The organism is Archangium violaceum (assembly GCF_016887565.1).
Lineage (GTDB): Bacteria > Myxococcota > Myxococcia > Myxococcales > Myxococcaceae > Archangium > Archangium violaceum_B.
Map to the genome: position 1 here is coordinate 11356168 of NZ_CP069396.1, position 16608 is coordinate 11372775.

Annotated in this window: 13 protein-coding genes and 1 pseudogene; 9 read left to right on the top strand and 5 right to left on the bottom strand. The window is 70.1% G+C overall.

The genetic code is table 11. From position 1 onward, the window contains the following. Positions 1 to 5: 5 nt before the first annotated feature. Both JRI60_RS45225 and JRI60_RS45230 read right to left on the bottom strand, forming a co-directional pair. Complete coding sequence (locus tag JRI60_RS45225) at positions 6 to 908, bottom strand: AEC family transporter (protein ID WP_204222287.1); 903 nt, start codon at positions 906 to 908, stop codon at positions 6 to 8. Next, a complete protein-coding gene (locus JRI60_RS45230) occupies positions 905 to 1837 on the bottom strand; it encodes a LysR family transcriptional regulator (RefSeq protein ID WP_204222288.1) in 933 nt (310 codons plus the stop codon). Before JRI60_RS45230 ends, JRI60_RS45225 begins: the two co-directional genes overlap by 4 nt. A gap of 122 nt (positions 1838 to 1959) precedes the next feature. On the opposite strand from JRI60_RS45230, the gene JRI60_RS45235 reads away from it, so the two are divergent. Then, entirely contained in the window at positions 1960 to 2574 is a 615-nt protein-coding gene (locus tag JRI60_RS45235) for a hypothetical protein (RefSeq protein ID WP_204222289.1), read from the top strand. A gap of 104 nt (positions 2575 to 2678) precedes the next feature. Then, the gene (locus JRI60_RS45240) at positions 2679 to 3935 is read left to right on the top strand and encodes an MDR family MFS transporter (RefSeq protein ID WP_204222290.1); all 1257 of its coding nucleotides are present in this window, start codon (positions 2679 to 2681) and stop codon (positions 3933 to 3935) included. A gap of 3 nt (positions 3936 to 3938) precedes the next feature. On the opposite strand, the gene JRI60_RS45245 is transcribed toward JRI60_RS45240, so the two are convergent. Both JRI60_RS45245 and JRI60_RS45250 read right to left on the bottom strand, forming a co-directional pair. Further along, complete coding sequence (locus JRI60_RS45245; RefSeq protein WP_204222291.1) at positions 3939 to 5132, bottom strand: cytochrome P450; 1194 nt, start codon at positions 5130 to 5132, stop codon at positions 3939 to 3941. A gap of 24 nt (positions 5133 to 5156) precedes the next feature. Beyond that, the gene (locus JRI60_RS45250) at positions 5157 to 5642 is read right to left on the bottom strand and encodes a hypothetical protein (RefSeq protein ID WP_239470102.1); all 486 of its coding nucleotides are present in this window, start codon (positions 5640 to 5642) and stop codon (positions 5157 to 5159) included. Between the two features lie 174 nt (positions 5643 to 5816). Between JRI60_RS45250 and JRI60_RS45255 the strand changes: the two genes are divergently transcribed. From JRI60_RS45255 to JRI60_RS45270, 4 genes are all read left to right on the top strand, one after another. Continuing rightward, the gene (locus JRI60_RS45255) at positions 5817 to 6356 is read left to right on the top strand and encodes a M15 family metallopeptidase (protein ID WP_204222292.1); all 540 of its coding nucleotides are present in this window, start codon (positions 5817 to 5819) and stop codon (positions 6354 to 6356) included. Positions 6357 to 6494: 138 nt separating this feature from the next. Continuing rightward, positions 6495 to 7904 (top strand): TolC family protein, encoded by a 1410-nt coding sequence (locus JRI60_RS45260; protein WP_204222293.1) that lies wholly within the window; start codon positions 6495 to 6497, stop codon positions 7902 to 7904. Then, on the top strand, positions 7892 to 9118 hold the full coding sequence (locus tag JRI60_RS45265) for an efflux RND transporter periplasmic adaptor subunit (protein ID WP_204222294.1): 1227 nt from the start codon (positions 7892 to 7894) through the stop codon (positions 9116 to 9118). Before JRI60_RS45260 ends, JRI60_RS45265 begins: the two co-directional genes overlap by 13 nt. 6 nt (positions 9119 to 9124) lie before the next feature. Continuing rightward, positions 9125 to 12256: an efflux RND transporter permease subunit gene (locus tag JRI60_RS45270; RefSeq protein WP_204222295.1), complete on the top strand. Its 3132-nt coding sequence runs from the start codon at positions 9125 to 9127 to the stop codon at positions 12254 to 12256. A 313-nt stretch (positions 12257 to 12569) separates the two neighbouring features. Here the strand turns inward: JRI60_RS45270 and JRI60_RS45275 are convergent, their stop codons facing one another. Next, a complete protein-coding gene (locus JRI60_RS45275; RefSeq protein WP_204222296.1) occupies positions 12570 to 13115 on the bottom strand; it encodes a hypothetical protein in 546 nt (181 codons plus the stop codon). 149 nt (positions 13116 to 13264) lie between these two features. On the opposite strand from JRI60_RS45275, the gene JRI60_RS45280 reads away from it, so the two are divergent. The 3 genes and pseudogenes from JRI60_RS45280 (at position 13265) to JRI60_RS45295 (ending at position 16476) form a co-directional block, all read left to right on the top strand. After that, the gene (locus JRI60_RS45280) at positions 13265 to 14461 is read left to right on the top strand and encodes an aminotransferase class I/II-fold pyridoxal phosphate-dependent enzyme (RefSeq protein ID WP_204222297.1); all 1197 of its coding nucleotides are present in this window, start codon (positions 13265 to 13267) and stop codon (positions 14459 to 14461) included. 125 nt (positions 14462 to 14586) lie between these two features. Next, a pseudogene (locus JRI60_RS55235) lies at positions 14587 to 15900 on the top strand (AHH domain-containing protein). Positions 15901 to 15912: 12 nt separating this feature from the next. Beyond that, the gene (locus tag JRI60_RS45295) at positions 15913 to 16476 is read left to right on the top strand and encodes an imm11 family protein (RefSeq protein ID WP_239470103.1); all 564 of its coding nucleotides are present in this window, start codon (positions 15913 to 15915) and stop codon (positions 16474 to 16476) included. Positions 16477 to 16608 lie beyond the last annotated feature (132 nt).

The window sequence follows — 16608 nt, forward strand, 5'->3', positions numbered from 1 at the left end:
ACCCCTCAACGCAGCAACCACAGGGCGCACGGCACCGTGGCGAACGAGAGCGGAATGCCCAGCCCCACCATGAGCGCCGAGAGGTCCGGATCCAACTCGTGCTCCGCGGCGAGGATGGCGGCGGTGACCATGGGCGCCATGCCAGCCTGGAGGACAGTCACCTCGAAGGTGAGCCGGCTGATTCCGGGCAGAGCCAGCAGCAGCAGGGCAATCACCAGCGGGCACAGCACCAGCTTGTAGCCGAGCCCCAGCGCGAGCGCGCGCACCCGGCCCCTCAATCCCGAGAGCCGGAGTTGGAACCCCACCGAGAAGAGCGCCAGCGGGGTGAGCAGATCTCCCAGCCGGCCGAGCACCACGTCCACCCAGCCGGGCCAGTCCCAGGGGTGGGAGAGGAACGCGACCACCAGGGCGATGAAGGGCGGAAAGCCCAACACCTTCCAGAGCAGCACACGAGGCCGGGAGTCCTTCGCGGCGGCGTGCGTGGCGAAGAGGGTGGCCACCGTGGCCAGCGCGAGGAACGAGCCGAGCTGGTCGATGACCACCGCCACCTGCACCCCGTCGCGGCCCATCAGCCCCTCGATGAGCGGCAGGCCCACGAACGAGGTGTTGCTCAACCCGCCGGTGAGCACGAGCGCCGCCACGGTCCGGGGCGCGAAGCCGAGCCGCGGGCCCAGCGCGCGGAAGAAGAGCCAGGAGCCACCGAAGACGAGCCAGGGCGTGGCGGCGGCGATGAGCAGCTCGGGGACGAGCGTCAGCCGGTGGATGGCGCGCAGCACCAGCGCGGGCAGCGCCACGTTGAGGACGTAGGCGTTGAGGACCAGCGCCGTCTGCTCCGGGAAACGGCCACTGCGCCGCGCGAACACACCGAACAGGAGACTGGCGGCCAGCAGGCCAGCGAGCTGGCTCACGGAGCCCTCCTTCCAGAAGCACGCGGGGCCGGGCGTCCCTCTCCAGAGAGGAGCGGACGCTCACGTTGGATGAGCTCGGCGAGGAAGTGGAGGGTGGCGCGCACGCGTGCGTTGTGCTGCAAATCCGCGTGGACCACCAGCCAGATGTCACGGCGCAGCGAGGCCACCACGGGCGCCACCCGGCGCAGGCCCGACTCCCGGTCTCCGCACAGACACGGCATCACCCCCACGCCGAGCCCCGCCGAGGTGGCCGCCACCACCGACAGCAACGAGTTGCAGCGCACCGCCACGTGCGCGCTGGGAGCGGCCTCGGCCAGCCAGCGGGCCTCGGGCCATCGCTCCGCCGAATCCACGTAGCCGATGACGTCATGGCCCGCGAAGCCCTGGGACGGATCCGGCATCCCGCGCCGCTCCAGGTAGGTCTCCGAGGCATAGGGGGCGATGGCGATCTCCCCCACCTTGCGCGCCACCAGCGTGTCCTCCTGGGGACGGGTCAGGCGGACGGCGATATCCGCCTCGCGCCGTGCCAGGTCCAGCGAGCCGTAGTCGGTGAGGAACCGCACCTCGATGCCGGGGTGGCGCTCGCGGAAGGGGGCGAAGCGCGGCAGCACCACATCCACCGCGAAGGCCTCGGTGAGGGTGATGCGCACCACGCCCTCCAGACGCGCGTCCTCGCCACTGGCCCGGCGCTCCACCGCGAGCGCCGCCGCCTCCATCTCCTCCACCGCCGAGCGGATGCCCCGCCCCACGTCCGTCAGCACCAGTCCCGCCGGCGTCCGATCGAAGAGCCTCGAGCCCAGCTCCTCCTCCAACGCCGTCAGCCGCCGCCCCACGGTGGAGGCATCCACCTCCAGCTCACGCGCCGCCGCGGCGAGCGTCCCCTCCCTCGCGATGGCCAGGAAGTAGCGAAGGTCGGTCCAATCGGGCATGCCCTGCGAATTCGCATGCCCCCCTTGCGAATTCCAGCGTTTTCGCAGGGGGCCGGACTGGGGCATTTCATGGCTCGCCCGGGCCGCACGAAGCGGCCGGAGCTTCCGCACTGGAGCAAGCCATGACTTCCCTGAACCGCCTCTTCCTGTCCGTCGCCACCCTGGGCCTCGCGGCCGGCTGTGCCACCACGGGAGGCGCCGCGGGCACGCACGTGAAGACGAACGACCTGAAGGGGGCGTGGTCGAGCGCGGTGTGCGAGACGATGAGCAACCCGGACGGCTCGAAGACGTACTTCCAGCGGCACTTCGACCTCCAGGAGGCGCAGTGGTCGCTGAAGTTCGAGACCTTCGGAGACGCGGGCTGCACGGCGAGGCTGTTCACCGCGCGCTTCGAGGGCCCGTACACGCTGGTGAAGGACTCGGAGAAGGTTGCGGGGGCGACGGAGGGCGACTTCGGCTTCGCCCGGCACTACATGACGGCGCACGTGCAGCCGGTGGCGGACTGGTTCCAGGGGGCGAAGTGCGGCACGGGGGCGTGGAAGGTAGGAGAGGAACAGGAGACGAGCACCACGGGGTGCGTGTTCCTGCGGCCGGTGACGGCCTGCGGAACGGACCACGACGTGGTGAAGGTGGCGGGGGACAAGCTGTACTTCGGCCAGAGGCCGGCGGACAACGACATGTGCACGCCAGACAAGCGGCCCACGGAGCTGACGCCGGTGGCCGTGGTGCGCCACTAACCCTCTCCCTCTGGGAGAGGGACGGGGTGAGGGTATCCGCCCCCCGGGTTGCGCCCCACGCCCCCCTGGCAACTCACTCCGGCTTCCCGCAAGCTGCGCCGGGCATGAAGCACCTGTTGGGGCGACTGGGGGGGGAGTTCCGCGCGACGGCGGGGGGCCTTCCAAGCACATACTGGTACCTGTGGACGGGCACGCTGGTGAACCGGCTGGGCTCGTTCGTGGTGCCCTTCCTGGCCCTGTACCTCACGCGCGAGCGCGGCTTCCGGGTGGAGGAGGCGGGGCTGGTGGTGTCGCTGCACGGTGCTGGGGGCGTGCTGGCGGGGCTGGTGGGCGGGACGCTGGCGGACCGGGTGGGCCGGCGCAAGACACTGCTGGCGGGGCTGTGGCTGGGCGCGGCGGCGATGCTGTCGCTGGGCCTGGCGCGCGCCACCTGGCACATCTCCCTCTCCGCCTTCCTGCTGGGCCTGGTGGGCGAGCTGTACCGGCCCGCGGTGTCCGCGGCCGTCGCGGACCTGGTGCCGCCCCAGGACCGACCACGCGCCTACGGCCTGCTGTACTGGGTGGTGAACGTGGGCTTCTCCATCGCCCTGCCCCTGGCGGGGCTGGCCTCGCACTTCGGCTTCCTCACCCTCTTCGTGGCGGACGCCATCACCAGCTTCCTCTATGGCCTGCTCGTCTGGTGGAAGGTGCCGGAGACGCGCCCCGTCCTCCGCACGGAGCCGGCGAAGTCCTCGCCCCTGCCCTCACTGGCCCCCTTCCGGGACGGGGTCTTCCTCGCCTTCGCCGTGCCCACCCTCCTCACGGCCATCGTCTTCGCCCAGGGCACCGTGACGCTGCCGCTGGACCTGACGTCGCGAGGCATGTCTCCGACGACCTTCGGCACGGTGCTGGCGATGAACGGCGTCCTCATCGTGCTGCTGCAGCCCTTCGCCGGACGGGCGATGGGGCGGATGCGTCGCGCCACGGCCCTGGCCTGGGCCTCGGGGCTGACGGGGCTGGGCTTCGGGCTGCACGTGCTGGGCGCGAGCCCGGGGCTGGCGACGCTGGCCGTGGCGGTGTGGACGATGGGGGAGATCGCCCAATCCCCCGTGGCCTCGACGGTGGTGGCGGACCTGGCGCCCACGGAGCAGCGAGGCACCTACCAGGGCGCCTATTACATGCTGTGGGCCCTGTCCGCGTGTGTCGCCCCCTCGCTCGGCTCGTGGGTGCTGGGACACCAGGGCGCCGCCACCCTGTGGGGCGGCTGCCTGGCGGTGGGGCTGTTCGCCGCTGGCTGGCACCTGGCCGTCGCCGATGCCCGCCGCCGCCGCCTGGAGACCCTGCGCCTCACCCGCCCCGAGGTGAGCGCCGCGCAGGACTGAGGCTCAGGCCGGGTGCACCACGGCGTGGAGCGACGCGGGTCCACGCACCACCATCGAGCGGTGCCACGCCACCGGCTCCGGCACGGGGGACAGCCCTCCGCACCGGTCCAGCAGCGCATCCAGGGCCAGCCGCGCCTCCAGCCGCGCCAACTGCGCCCCGATACAGAAGTGGGCGCCGTGACCGAAGGGCATGGCGTGCGGGCGGGGCCGATCGAGGTCGAAGCGGTCCGCGTCCGGGAAGTGCGCCTCGTCCCGGTTGGCCGAGCCCATCAGCACCACCACCCGGGCCCGCTCGGGCAGACGGACACCCCCCAGCTCCACCTCGCGGGTGGTCATCCGCAACGCGCCCTGCGCCGGAGCCTCGAAGCGCAGCACCTCGTCGATGAAGCGGGGCAGCAGCGAGCGGTCCGCGCGCAACCGCGCCAGCAGCTCGGGCCGTTCCATCAGCACCAGGAGCGAGAGCCCCAGCAGGTTCACGGTCGTCTCCAGCCCGCCCACCAGCAGCAGGAAGAGGAAGGCCATCAACTCGTCGTCCGTGAGGGCCTCCCCTTCCACCTGGGCCCTGAGCAGCTCGCTCACCATGTCGTCCCCGGGCTGGCACCGGCGAGCCTCCACCACCTCGCCGAAGTAACGCCTCGCTTCCGCGATGGCCTGGCGCACGGGCCCGTGGCGCTCCGTGTCCGCGGGACCCAGGGCGGTGACGGTGGTGAGCTGGTCCGCCCAGCGCTTGAGGTCCATGCGCAGCGAGGGGTCCAACCCCAGCAGGAGGCAGAGCACCGAGGCCGGCACCGGCAGGGAGAAGGCCGGAATCATGTCCACGGGACGCCCCAGGGGCAGCGCGGCCACGACCTCCTCGGCGAAGGCGCGCACGCGTGGCTCCAGCCGCACCATGGCCGCGTTGCCAAAGGCCCGGTTGACGAGCGACCGCAGCCGCCCGTGCCTCGGCGGATCCATGGCGATCATCGACTCGGAGAACGGGTTGCTCCCGATCCACGGCGGATTGGTCGCGCGCCCGAACCCCTCGGATGAGAAGATCTGCGGGTTCTTGAACACGAACATCGCGTCCTCGAAGCGCGCCACGGCCCAGAAGCCACCGGGGTCTACCTGGGACACGGGCGCGCTGCGGCGCAGCTCCGCGTAGAGCGGATAGGGGTTGGCCTTCAACTCGGGCGTCATCAGGTTGGGGCGGCCACTCATGTACGAAGCTCCTGGGGAAGAGGGCTAGCGCCGGAAGCCGTACACCCATGCCGCCGCCGCGCCAAGCGCCGGCAACACCACGAAGAGCGTGAGCACGCCGAAGACGGCGTCGTTCACCGGCTCGCCAATGGCGTCCACGCCGGCCACGCGCAGCCACGCCTTCACGGCGGTGACGGACCAGTTGGCGAAGTTGGCGACGATGAAGGCCCACGCCAGCCGGTGCTGTCCCCGCGGGCCGTAGCGCAACATCGGCAGCGTCCAGGCCACGCCCAGCAGCAGGAAGGCCCCCAGCAGCGCGTTGAGGTGCGAGGCGAGCGCGGCCTGGGGATCGGCGGGCACCTTGCCCGTCATGGCGGCGGCGACGTAGCCCCCGGTGAGCAGGCCCAGGAGGATGAGCCACGCGGCCGCGTGCGCCATCAATCGCGCGGCGGGCAGCGGGGCCGGAAGGGTGGAAACGGAAGCGGGAGGAGACTCCTCGCTGGAGGACACGGGACGCAGGGCGGTCGTCATGGGAGGGTTCAATCTATCCGGGAAGCAGACGGGCGGACGAGCCGACCCAGGTTCGGACGGTCCCGAGGGCCGTGACAACCGGCGGACCTCGGAGCGCCTGCCTGGCCGCCTGCTCGCATTCCGGGAATGGATGTGAGAGCACCCTCTCCTGCCCTTCTGGACAGGAACCGCCCCATGCCGTTCCCTCCGCTCCGCTGGAAGCTCCTGCTGGCCCTCGTCTGTCTGCTCGTACCGGGACTCGCCCCGGGCGCGGGTGGGAAACCCGGACGGAAGAAGACACCGCTCGTCACCCTGCCCGGTGGCTCGGCCCTGCGCCGCGACGCCGCGAAGGCCTTCGAACGGATGTCCGCCGCGGCCCGCGCGGAGGGCGTCTGGCTCTGGGTGAGCAGCGGCTACCGCACCCGGAAGCAGCAGCGCTTCCTCTATGAGCGCTACAAGCAGGGCCTGGGTCCCCGGGCGGCGCGCCCCGGCCAGTCCAACCACCAGCGCGGCACCGCGGTGGACGTGTCCGTGGGCCACGAGGACACCCCCACCTATCGGTGGCTCGCCGCCAACGCGTGCCGCCATGGCTTCCGGCGCACGGTGCCCTCGGAGCCGTGGCACTGGGAGTACCGGCCCCGCACCACGCCCAAGCCCGCCCAGGGCAGCAATTGCCTCGGCCAGGCCGTGACGCCCCAGGAGCCGCCGCGCACGGCCTCCTCGGGCCAGAGCTGACGGCCCGCACTGTGTCATTCCCACCCTCGGCGGTGGGGAGTGCTCGCCAGCGGGCACTTACAATGTCCTGCTGTGTCAGCCCTGCACTCCGGGAGGAGGCGGAGAAAAGGGACCGACACCAACGTGGGCGGCCTGCCTATGACCGCCTTCCTGCTCACAGCCCTGCTCTGGCACGCCAGCCCCCAGGCCGGAACGCCCCAGGCCCAGGCGATGACTCCACAATTCCAGCCCGAGGTCTCCGACCCGATGCTGGCCCCCGTCCCCCCCGCGCCGATACAGGTGGGCTCCTGGGACGAGGCGCTCGCGCTGCTGCGCCAGCGCTCCACGGACCTGCGTGCCGCGCTGGCCCAGGTGGAGGTCGCCGCGGGACAGAGGCGCGCGGCGCTCGCGGGACTGCTGCCCTCGCTCCAGGGAACCCTCTCCGTGCAGTCCAACGTGCTCGACCCGAGCGCGACGCCCGTCCTCGGTGGCGGCGCTGGCGGCGGCATCGGAGGGGGCGCCGGTGGAGGGACGGGCACGGGAGGCGACACGCGGCCCACGTCGCCCCTGGGCACGGGCGTGCTGACAGCCTCGGTGCCCCTGTTCAACTGGAGCTCCATCCAGTCGCTGCGCTCGGCGAGCGCATCGCGCCGGGCGGCCGAGCTGTCGCTGGACGAGACGCGGCGCCAGCTCACCGGGGGCCTGGCCCGGGCGCTGGCGCGAGTGGCCTCCTCGGAGCGGCTCGCGGAGGTGAACCGCGTCAACCTGCGCTCGGCCCTGGAGCGGCTGGCGCTGGCCCAGCGGAGGCTGGAGCTGGGCGCGGGCACGCAGCTGGACGTCATCCGCCTGCGGCAGGACGCGGAGTCGGCGCGCTCGTCGGTGGTGTCCGGGGACGAGACGCTGCGGCAGGCGCGGGACACGCTGGGGCTGGTGCTGGGCGCGGACCAGCCGGTGGGCCTGGACCGTGGCGTCTCCCTGGAGGACCTGCTGAACCGCGGCCAGCGGGAGTGCCGCAGGTTGGAAACGGTGGAGCAACGGCCGGACCTCGAGGCGGCGCGCGCGCAGCTGGAGGCGGCCGAGCACTCGGTGTCGGCGGCGAGGGCGCAGTACCTGCCCACGCTGGCGGCGCAGAGCACGGCGGTGGGCCTGACGGTGGACCCGGGCTTCGCGCGGGTGCCGGTGTGGAACATCGGCGCGGTGCTCACCTTCCCCTTCTACGAGGGGGGTGCGCGCGAGGGGCTCGTGCAGCAGGCCCGCGCGCGGGAGGAGACGGTGCGCCAGCAGGTGGTGGCGCGCCAGCGTGCCGTGTCGGTGGAGGTGTCGCAGACACGGCGCGAGGTGGACGTGGCCCAGGCGGAGCAGCAGATAGCGACCCGGACCCGGGAGCTCGCCGCGGAGAACGATCGGCTCACCCGCCGTGCCTTCGAGGTGGGGGCGGGAACGAGCCAGGACCTGGTGGTGTCCGCGGCGGCCTTGCGACAGGCGGAGCTGAACCTGGTGGTGAGTGAGTTCCAACTGTTCCAGGCGCGGATCGAAGCATTCCTGGCGGAGGCGGCATGCGACTGGTGAGACATGGAGTCTGGGGAGCGTGGCTGGTGGGCCTCGCGCTGACCGGGTGCAGCGGTTCGAACGGAAAGGAAGGCCCGCGGGGAGGGCCCGGAGGCCCCGGAGGGCCAGCCGGCGCCGCGCGGCCGATGCCGGTGGAGGTGATGGAGCTCCGGCCGGGCCCGGTGCGTGACGTCGGGGAGTACCTGGGGACGCTCGTCTCCCGCCGGAGCATCACCGTCTATCCGCAGGTGGCCGGCTACATCCGGCGCATCGCGGTGAAGCCGGGCCAGCAGGTGAAGCCGGGCCAGCTATTGCTGGAGGTGGACCCGCGGCGCGAGCGCGCGGGCGTGCAGAGCGCCCAGGCCCAACGCCAATCGGCGCTGGCGCAGCGGGAGTACGCCCGGAGCACCCGCCAGCGCGCCGAGCAGTTGCTGCGCGAAGGACTCATGAGCCGCCAGGACTACGAGCAGGCGGTGGCTCAGGCCACGGCGGCCGAGGCCAGCGCGCGCTCGGCGGAGGCGCAGCTGCAGTCGCAGCAGGTGGAGCTCGGCTACACCACGGTGCAGGCGCCCTTCGCCGGGGTGGTGGGCGACATCCCCGTGAACCCGGGCGACTACGTCACCCCGCAGACGGTGCTGACGAGCGTGAACCAGAGCCAGGCGCTGGAGGTGTCCGTGGCGGTGCCATCGGAGCGCGCCGCGCGGGTGCAGCTGGGACGCACGCAGGTGGAGGTCCTGGACGACGAGGGCAAGCCGGTGCTGAGCGCCCCCGTCGTCTTCGTGGCCCCCACGCCGGATCCGCGCACGCAACTGGTGGAGGTGACGGCGGCCTTCGAGAACACGGTGGGCCTGCGCGCCGACCAGGTGGTGCACGCCCAGGTGGTGTACGAGACGCGCGAGGCACTGCGTCTGCCCACGTTCGCGGTGACACAGCAGAGCAGCCAGTTCTTCGCCATGGTGGCGGCGCAGGGAGACGGGGGCTCGCCCATCGCGCAGCGCCGGCCGGTGAAGCTGGGAGGGCTCGAGGGCAACTACTACGAGGTGCTGGGAGGCCTGGAGGCGGGCACTCCGGTCATCGTCGGTTCCCTGCAACTGCTGCGGGATGGCCAGCCCATCCAACCCAAGCCCGTGCGGCAATTGCCAGGCGAGGAGCAGGGCGTGGGCGGCGCCGCGGACGCGGGCACGGGTGGCGCCGGGGACGCGGGCACGGGCTCCGGCCCGGACGGAGGCAGGTGAGCGCCCATGTTCTCCGAATTCTTCATCCGCCGGCCCATCTTCGCCAGCGTCATCTCCATCCTCATCACGCTGGTGGGAGCCATCTCCATTCCCAGCCTGCCCGTCGAGCAGTACCCCAACCTCGCCGCGCCCCAGGTGACGGTGACGTCCACGTACATCGGCGCCTCCGCCGAGGTGGTGGAGAGCGCGGTGACGACGGTACTGGAGCGCCAGCTCAACGGTCTGGAGGGCATGCGCTACATCTCCTCCACCAGCAGCAACAACGGCACCAGCACCGTCACGGTCACCTTCGAGCCGGAGAGGGATCTGGACGTCGCCGCGGTGGACGTGCAGAACCGGGTGGCCACGGCCTCGGGACGGCTGCCCGCCGAGGTGAACGCGCTGGGCATCACCATCAACAAGACGCAGTCGCAGCTGCTCATGTCCTTCGGCCTGTATGACAAGGAGGGGCGCTACGACACGGGCTTCATCAGCAACTACGCGGACGTCTACATCCGGGACGCGCTGCTGCGCGTGAAGGGCGTGGGCGACGTGCGCATCTTCGGCGAGCGCCGCTTCGCCATGCGCTTGTGGTTGGACCCGGTGAAGCTGGCGAGCCGGGGCCTCACGGCGCAGGACGTGGTGAGCGCGCTGCGCGAGCAGAACGTGCAGGTGGCCGCGGGGCAGGTGGGGCAGCCGCCTTCGCCCCAGGGGCAGACGTATCAGATCAACGTGCAGGTGCTCGGGCAGCTGTCCACGCCGGAGCAGTTCGGCGACATCGTGGTACAGCGGGGCGAGGACGGCTCGCTGGTGCGGATGAAGGACATCGGCCGGGTGGAGCTGGGGGCGGAGAACTACAACCAGCTCTTGCGCTTCAACGGCCGGGACGCGGTGGGCCTGGGCATCTTCCAGCTCCCCGGCTCCAACGCGCTGGAGGTGCGCGAGGGCGTGGTGGCCGAGCTGGAGCGGCTCGAGGCCAGCTTCCCGCCGGGCCTCATCTACGAGAAGGCCTTCGACACCACGGCGGCGGTGGAGGAGTCCATCAACGAGGTGCTGCTCACGCTGCTGGAAGCCGTCGTGCTGGTCATCTTCGTGGTCTTCATCTTCCTGCACGGCTGGCGCAGCATCCTCGTGGTGGCCACGACGCTGCCGGTGTCGCTGCTGGGCACCTTCGCCTTCGTCAGCGCGTTCGGCTTCTCGCTCAACACGCTGACGCTGTTCGGCCTGACACTGGCGACGGGTCTGGTGGTGGACGACGCCATCGTGGTCATCGAGAACGTCGAGCGCGTGATGGCGGAGGAGAACCTGCCCGCGCGAGAGGCGACGCACCGGAGCATGAAGCAGGTGGGCGGCGCGGTGGTGGCGACGGCGCTGGTGCTGTCGGCGGTGTTCGTCCCGGTGTCCTTCTTCCCGGGCACCACGGGCTCCATCTACCGGCAGTTCGCGCTCACCCTCGCCTTCTCCATCGGCCTGTCGGCGCTGGTGGCCCTCACGCTGTCCCCCGCGCTGTGCGCCCGGCTGCTGCGTCCGCACGAGGGACAGAAGTGGCGCGTCTTCCGCTGGGTGGACCAGGGCATGGACTCCTTCCGGCGCGGCTACGCGCGCTTCCTCGGGCGGCTGCTGGGGCCGCGCATCCGGTGGGGCGTGCTGGCCGGCTTCGGGGTGTGCCTGGCCATCACCGGGCTGCTCTACAAGACGACGCCCACCGGCTTCATCCCCGAGGAAGACCAGGGCTACCTCATCGTCGCCATCCAGGGCCCGGAGGGCACGTCGCTGGACTACACGCGGCAGGTGCTCCTGCAGGCCGAGAAGGTGCTCAGCCAGCAGCCGGAGGTGACGGGCCTGTTCGCCGTGGGCGGCTTCTCCCTGCTGGGCAGCGGTCCCAACTACGGCGTCCTCTTCGTCAACCTGCGGCCCTGGGGTGAGCGCGAGGAGAAGGAACAGAGCGTGGCGGGGCTGGTGGCCCGGTTGCAGGGACCGTTCGCGGCCATCCCCGGCGCGCGGGTGCTGGCCTTCCAGCCGCCCACCATCCGCGGCGTGGGCAGCGTGGGCGGCTTCGAGTTCGTCCTGGAGGACCAGTCGGGCACCCACACGCTGGACGAGTTGTCGGCGGCGACGCAGCAGCTGTCGGCGCGGGCCAACCAGTCACCGGACCTGCGCGGCGTCTTCTCCTCCTATACGGCGAGCACCCCGCTGCTCAACGTGTCGGTGGACCGGGAGAAGGCCAAGGCACTGGGCGTGTCGCTGGACTCGCTCTACTCCACGCTGCAGGTCTACATGGGCAGCCAGTACGTCAACGACTTCACCTTCTCCAACCGCGTCTACCGCGTCTACGTGCAGGCGGCCACGCCCTTCCGCAACGAGCCCCGGGACATCTCCGCCTTCTACGTGCGCTCGGCGCAGGGGAGCATGGTGCCGCTGGAGAGCCTGGTGAAGGTGGAGTCCGTCACCACCGCGCAGAACATCCAGCACTACAACCTGTTCCGCTCGGCCACCATCAACGGCCAGGGGGCGCCCGGTGTCAGCACGGGCCAGGCGCTGCAGGCCATGGAGGCCGTCGCCCGCCAGGGCCTGCCCACCGGCTACACCTTCGAGTGGACGGGCCTGTCACTGGAGCAGAAGCAGTCCGCGGGCAAGGTGCTGCTCATCTTCGCCCTGGGCATCGTCTTCGTCTTCCTGGTGCTCTCCGCGCAGTACGAGAGCTTCGCCCTGCCCTTCGTCATCATGCTGTCGGTGCCGGTGGCCATGCTCGGAGCGCTGGGGCTGCAGAACCTGCGCGGGCTGGCCAATGACGTCTTCTGCCAGGTGGGTCTGGTGATGCTGGTGGGCCTCTCCAGCAAGAACGCCGTGCTCATTGTCGAGTTCGCCGAGCAGCTGCGTCACCAGGGCCTGAGCGTGGTGGACGCGGCCATCCAGGCGGCGGACACGCGGCTGCGGCCCATCCTGATGACGTCCTTCGCCTTCCTCCTGGGCGTGCTGCCGCTGGTGCTGGCCTCGGGAGCGGGAGCGGCCTCGCGCAAGTCGCTGGGCACGGCGGTCTTCGGCGGCATGCTGCTGTCCACCTTCGTCAACCTCATCTTCATCCCCGTGCTGTACACGCTGGTGGAGACGGCGCGCACGAAGCTGCTCAAGCGGCACGAGACACCACGCCCGGCCTGAGAAAAAAGAAGGCGGCGGGCGGCCCCTCTGGCAAAGGGCCGTCCGCCGCTCCCGGTTGGCCGTGAGGAGACGGCCACTGCCTACCTACAGCACGTCCCGTGCCAGCAGGCAAGCGCTTGAATCCTCGAAGGCCTTCTTATGCCACTGGTGCATCCAGGCTCCACTCCCAGGAGAACGGATGTAAAGCTTCGTGACAAATCTGGCGGAATCCCTTGGAACACCAATGGGTTGGCGCCGTCGGAGCCGCTTGTCGTCGAATCGGACAGGGCTGTCCTGATGGCGGACAACCCTGGCGCGGCACGGACCGAGGGGCTCAGGAGATCCAGGTGTCCACGGTCTTCACCACCTTCCACCGGCCCTCGACGCGCTCGAGGATGAGGGTGAGCCCGTTGGCGCCGACGTTGCCATAGGTGATGGAGGCATCGGCGGAGGCGCGGTCGGGTGAGGAGAAGCGCACCTGCTCGACGTCGAGGAACATGGCGCGGGAGGGAGCGACCCGGGTCTCGTATCGCCCGGCCGTGACCGTGAGGAGTGAATCCCGCGTGGGCACCACCTTGCCCCCCTGCCACTTACAGGCCTCCGGGCCGGACACCATGAAGCGGTCGTTCAGGAAGAGCGACAGGAACCGGTCGCTGGGGGCGCCGCACTCACCCCGGACGCAGACGCGAAGACAGTGGAGCGTCTGGGGATTGAGATCGCCTCCGAAGTTCGCGACGGTGCCGCGGACGATGGCGGCGTACAGCTCCGCCTCGTCCTCCGCCGCCAGCTCCGATCGGGAACGGGCACCGACGTCGTGCGAACACGCGGAAACGAGGAACAGCGCGACGATCCACCACCCTGCTCGGCGAGCTCCATTCATGGGCTTCCTCCTGGCTGGTTGCCAGGAGTGAGCCCAGCAGAGGGAGGGCCGGGAGGCCAGGACCTTCCAGGTGCGATGGCGGGAGACGGACAGGTACGAAAAGGTCGGGGCGCGGTGTTAGAAGGAGCCGCATCTCTCCGAGGCTCACCTTGGTTCGCGCCGCCAGACACATCGAGAACGTCCGATACGCCATCCGCAACGTCGTGGCCGAGGCGAGCCGCCTCGAGGCCCAGGGGCGGCGGATCCTCTATCTGAACATCGGGGACCCGCTGAAGTTCGACTTCCGCACCCCGCCGCACCTCATCGAGGCGGTGCACCGGGCGATGAAGGAGGGCCACAACGGGTACGCGCCCTCGGCGGGCATCCCAGCCGCGCGCGAGGCCATCGCCCGCGAGGCGGCGCGCAACGGCATTCCCGGCATCACGGCCTCGGACGTGGTGGTCACCACGGGAGCCAGCGAGGCGCTGGAGCTGGCGCTCACCGCGCTGCTGGAGCCCGGGGAGCGCGTGCTGCTGCCCTGCCCCGGCTATCCGCTCTACGGCGCGCTCATGGCCAAGCTGAGCGCCCAGGGCGTGCCCTACTCGCTGAACGAGGAGAATGGCTGGTCGTTGGATCTCGAGGAGATCGACGCCCTGTGCACGCCAGGCACGCGGGCCATCCTGCTGTGCAGCCCCAACAACCCCACGGGCGCGGTGCTGGACCGGAAGGTGCTGGAGGGCCTGCTGGAGATCGCCCGGCGGCGCGGGCTCGTGGTGCTGTCGGATGAGATCTACGACAAGCTGCTCTACGACAAGGCGCACGTGGCCACGGCGTCGCTCGCGACAGACGTGCCCATCATCACCTTCAACGGCCTGTCCAAGGCGTACGTGGCGTGTGGCTGGCGGGTGGGGTGGCTGGTCTTCTGCAACGCGCACCTGATGCCGGAGCTGAAGAGCGCGGTGATGAGGTTGGCGGACGCGCGTCTGTGCAGCCCGGCCCCGCAGCAGTACGCCATCGAGCCCGCGCTGGAGGGACCGCAGGACCACATCCCGGAGATGATGGGGCGGCTGCGCGCGCGGAGGGACTTGATGGTGCGGCGGATCAACGCCATCCCCGGACTGTCGGTGGTGGAACCGGCCGCCGCGTTCTACGCGATGGTGCGCCTCCAGCTGCCCGGTGTGACGTCGGATGAGGACTTCGTGCTCTCGCTGCTGCGCGAGAAGGGCGTGCTGTTCGTCCACGGGAGCGGCTTCGGGCAGAAGCAGGGGACCCAGCACTTCCGGGTGGTGTTCCTGCCGCGGGAGGACGTCCTCACCACGGCCTTCGACCGGTTGGAGACGTTCGTGCGCGAGCGCTATTCACGGTGAGGCACCAGCCCGAAGCATCCAGAGCCCGCCTCAAGGGCGCGGACTGACGCCCTCGCTCACCGCTCCGCCTCATTCAGACACAGAGAAGCCATCCTCACCTCACGGAGGGGAGCCCAATGAACAGGATGAGGGGGAGCCATCTGGCCCGACTGTGGCCCGTGGCCCTGTATCTGCTGCTGACGTCCGCATGCGCGACGCTGGAAGCAACCTCCCGGGAAGCGCCTCCTCCCCCTGGGTCGGAACCGCTCGTGCGAGTGAGCCCATTGCCTGATGGCAGACTCCAGCTCGCTTTCCCATCGGTACCTCCAGTTCCAGCATTGCAGCGTCTATCCGTGGAAGAGGCCTCGCGTGTGCTGGCTGATTTTCGCGAGGCTTTCGCTCAGCAGGCGGGCTCACGGGTCACCCTGGCATCATCGAATCCGGTTTGCTCCGGCTCCCGTTGTCCCACCCCGTGGGGGCAATCCTTGCGCGAGCAATACCATGACCGCTACGGGCCACCCCTGCTCCCACTGCCCACGTGCCTGGAGGAGAGTGCGCTCCTGATGGCCTTGCGCCTATCCCCCCGGTACATGCCCGCTGGCATACGTGAGGCGGCGGAGGAACTCTTCAAGGATCCGGCTTTCCTCGCGGGCATCGCCACCGCCCTGGTGGTGTATATCGTCGCCTGGGCGGCTCCCGAACCGATCTTCACCAAGTCCTTCGCCATTTCCGTCACGGCGGTGCTGACCTTCGCCTTCACCTTGGCGGAGCTCACCCACCTGGGTCTGGTGGCTCTTCGCCTGTACCAGGACACGGAAGGGAGCCGGACGCTGGGTGAGATCGAAGCGGCGGCGAAGCGCTTTGGCAGATCTCTGGGAGGCGTAGGGCTGCGGGCCATGGTGTTCGTGGCGAGCTATGGAGTGGGCAAGGCTTTCCCCAGGCTCCCTCCAGGAGGACTGAGGGCGCTGCTGGCACCTCCTCGCTACGCGGTGGCGGGCGGGTTGGAGCTGACCGCGGCCACGTCAGTCCAAGCCGTGGCGGATGGGACCCTCCTGATCTCGGGAGTGGCCGCTGGTGCGACGAGTTCCACCCTCCGAAGCGCCTGCAAGGACGGCTCGCGCCAACTGGCTGGCCACTGATGGCATCACCTGGCCACCAACAAGAACGACTCAGCCGCCGTGCGAGGTGGCCCGTGGACTCCCCGCTTCGAGAAGATCTTCGCCAAAGCGGGAATGAGCCTGGATGCGCGAGAGAACCAAGTCTACCTGGAGGCACACCAGGGACCTCATCCCGAGGAGTATCATGACGAGGTCTACGAACGACTCCGAGAAGCGGTTTCGAGATGCAGGACGCAGCAGTCCTGCCGGGCCAGGCTGGTGGATGCACTCGGGCGAATCGCGGATGAGGTCTGCACGCCTGGCTCCAGGCTTCATCGGTTGGTGACGAAGTCCCAGCGTTGAGAGGGAGGGCGCATGAAATACTTCCAGCTCCGAGACGACATGCGCATTCCTGGACGCTGGGTCCTGTCGGATCCCCTCGACGAAAACGGTCAGGAGGTCGATCCCTGGCTGTTCGACGAGGGGAAGCCCCTGGAGTTGCAAGGAACGCTTCGTCTCCCCCAGGCCCAACCGGGACGTGCGCTCGACTTCAGCCTCACCACACTCGCCATCCCCGTGGTCCATGCCCGGGTCGTCTCACTCCTCGAGCGCTCAGGTCTCCAGCAGCAGGTGCAGTGGCTCCCTGTTCAGGTGGAGGGACAGCCCGAGCCCTACTTCATCCTCAACGCGCTTCGTGTCATCCGCTGCATCGATGACTCGCGCTGCGAGCAGGTGCAGTACTGGCGGCCAGAGGATGGAGAGCCCGACAAGGTGGGGCAGTACCGCGTGGTCTCTGGCCTGCGCATCGACCCGAGCCGGGTGGGAGACGCCTCCATCTTCCGAACCTGGGGTTGGAGCGTGGCGCTCATTGTCTCCGAACCTCTCAAACAGGCACTGGAGCAGGAAAACGTCACGGGTCCCCGATTCACCGAGGTCTGATGCCTTACGAACCGGACTTGCCGGAGACGGGTTCGCCTGCCTACCAACCCCTCCTGGGAGCAGGCCCCACCAACCCACTCGCCCCGGTCGCTTCCAGGGGGAACGGTGCCACCCCGACAGCCCGAAACCGCG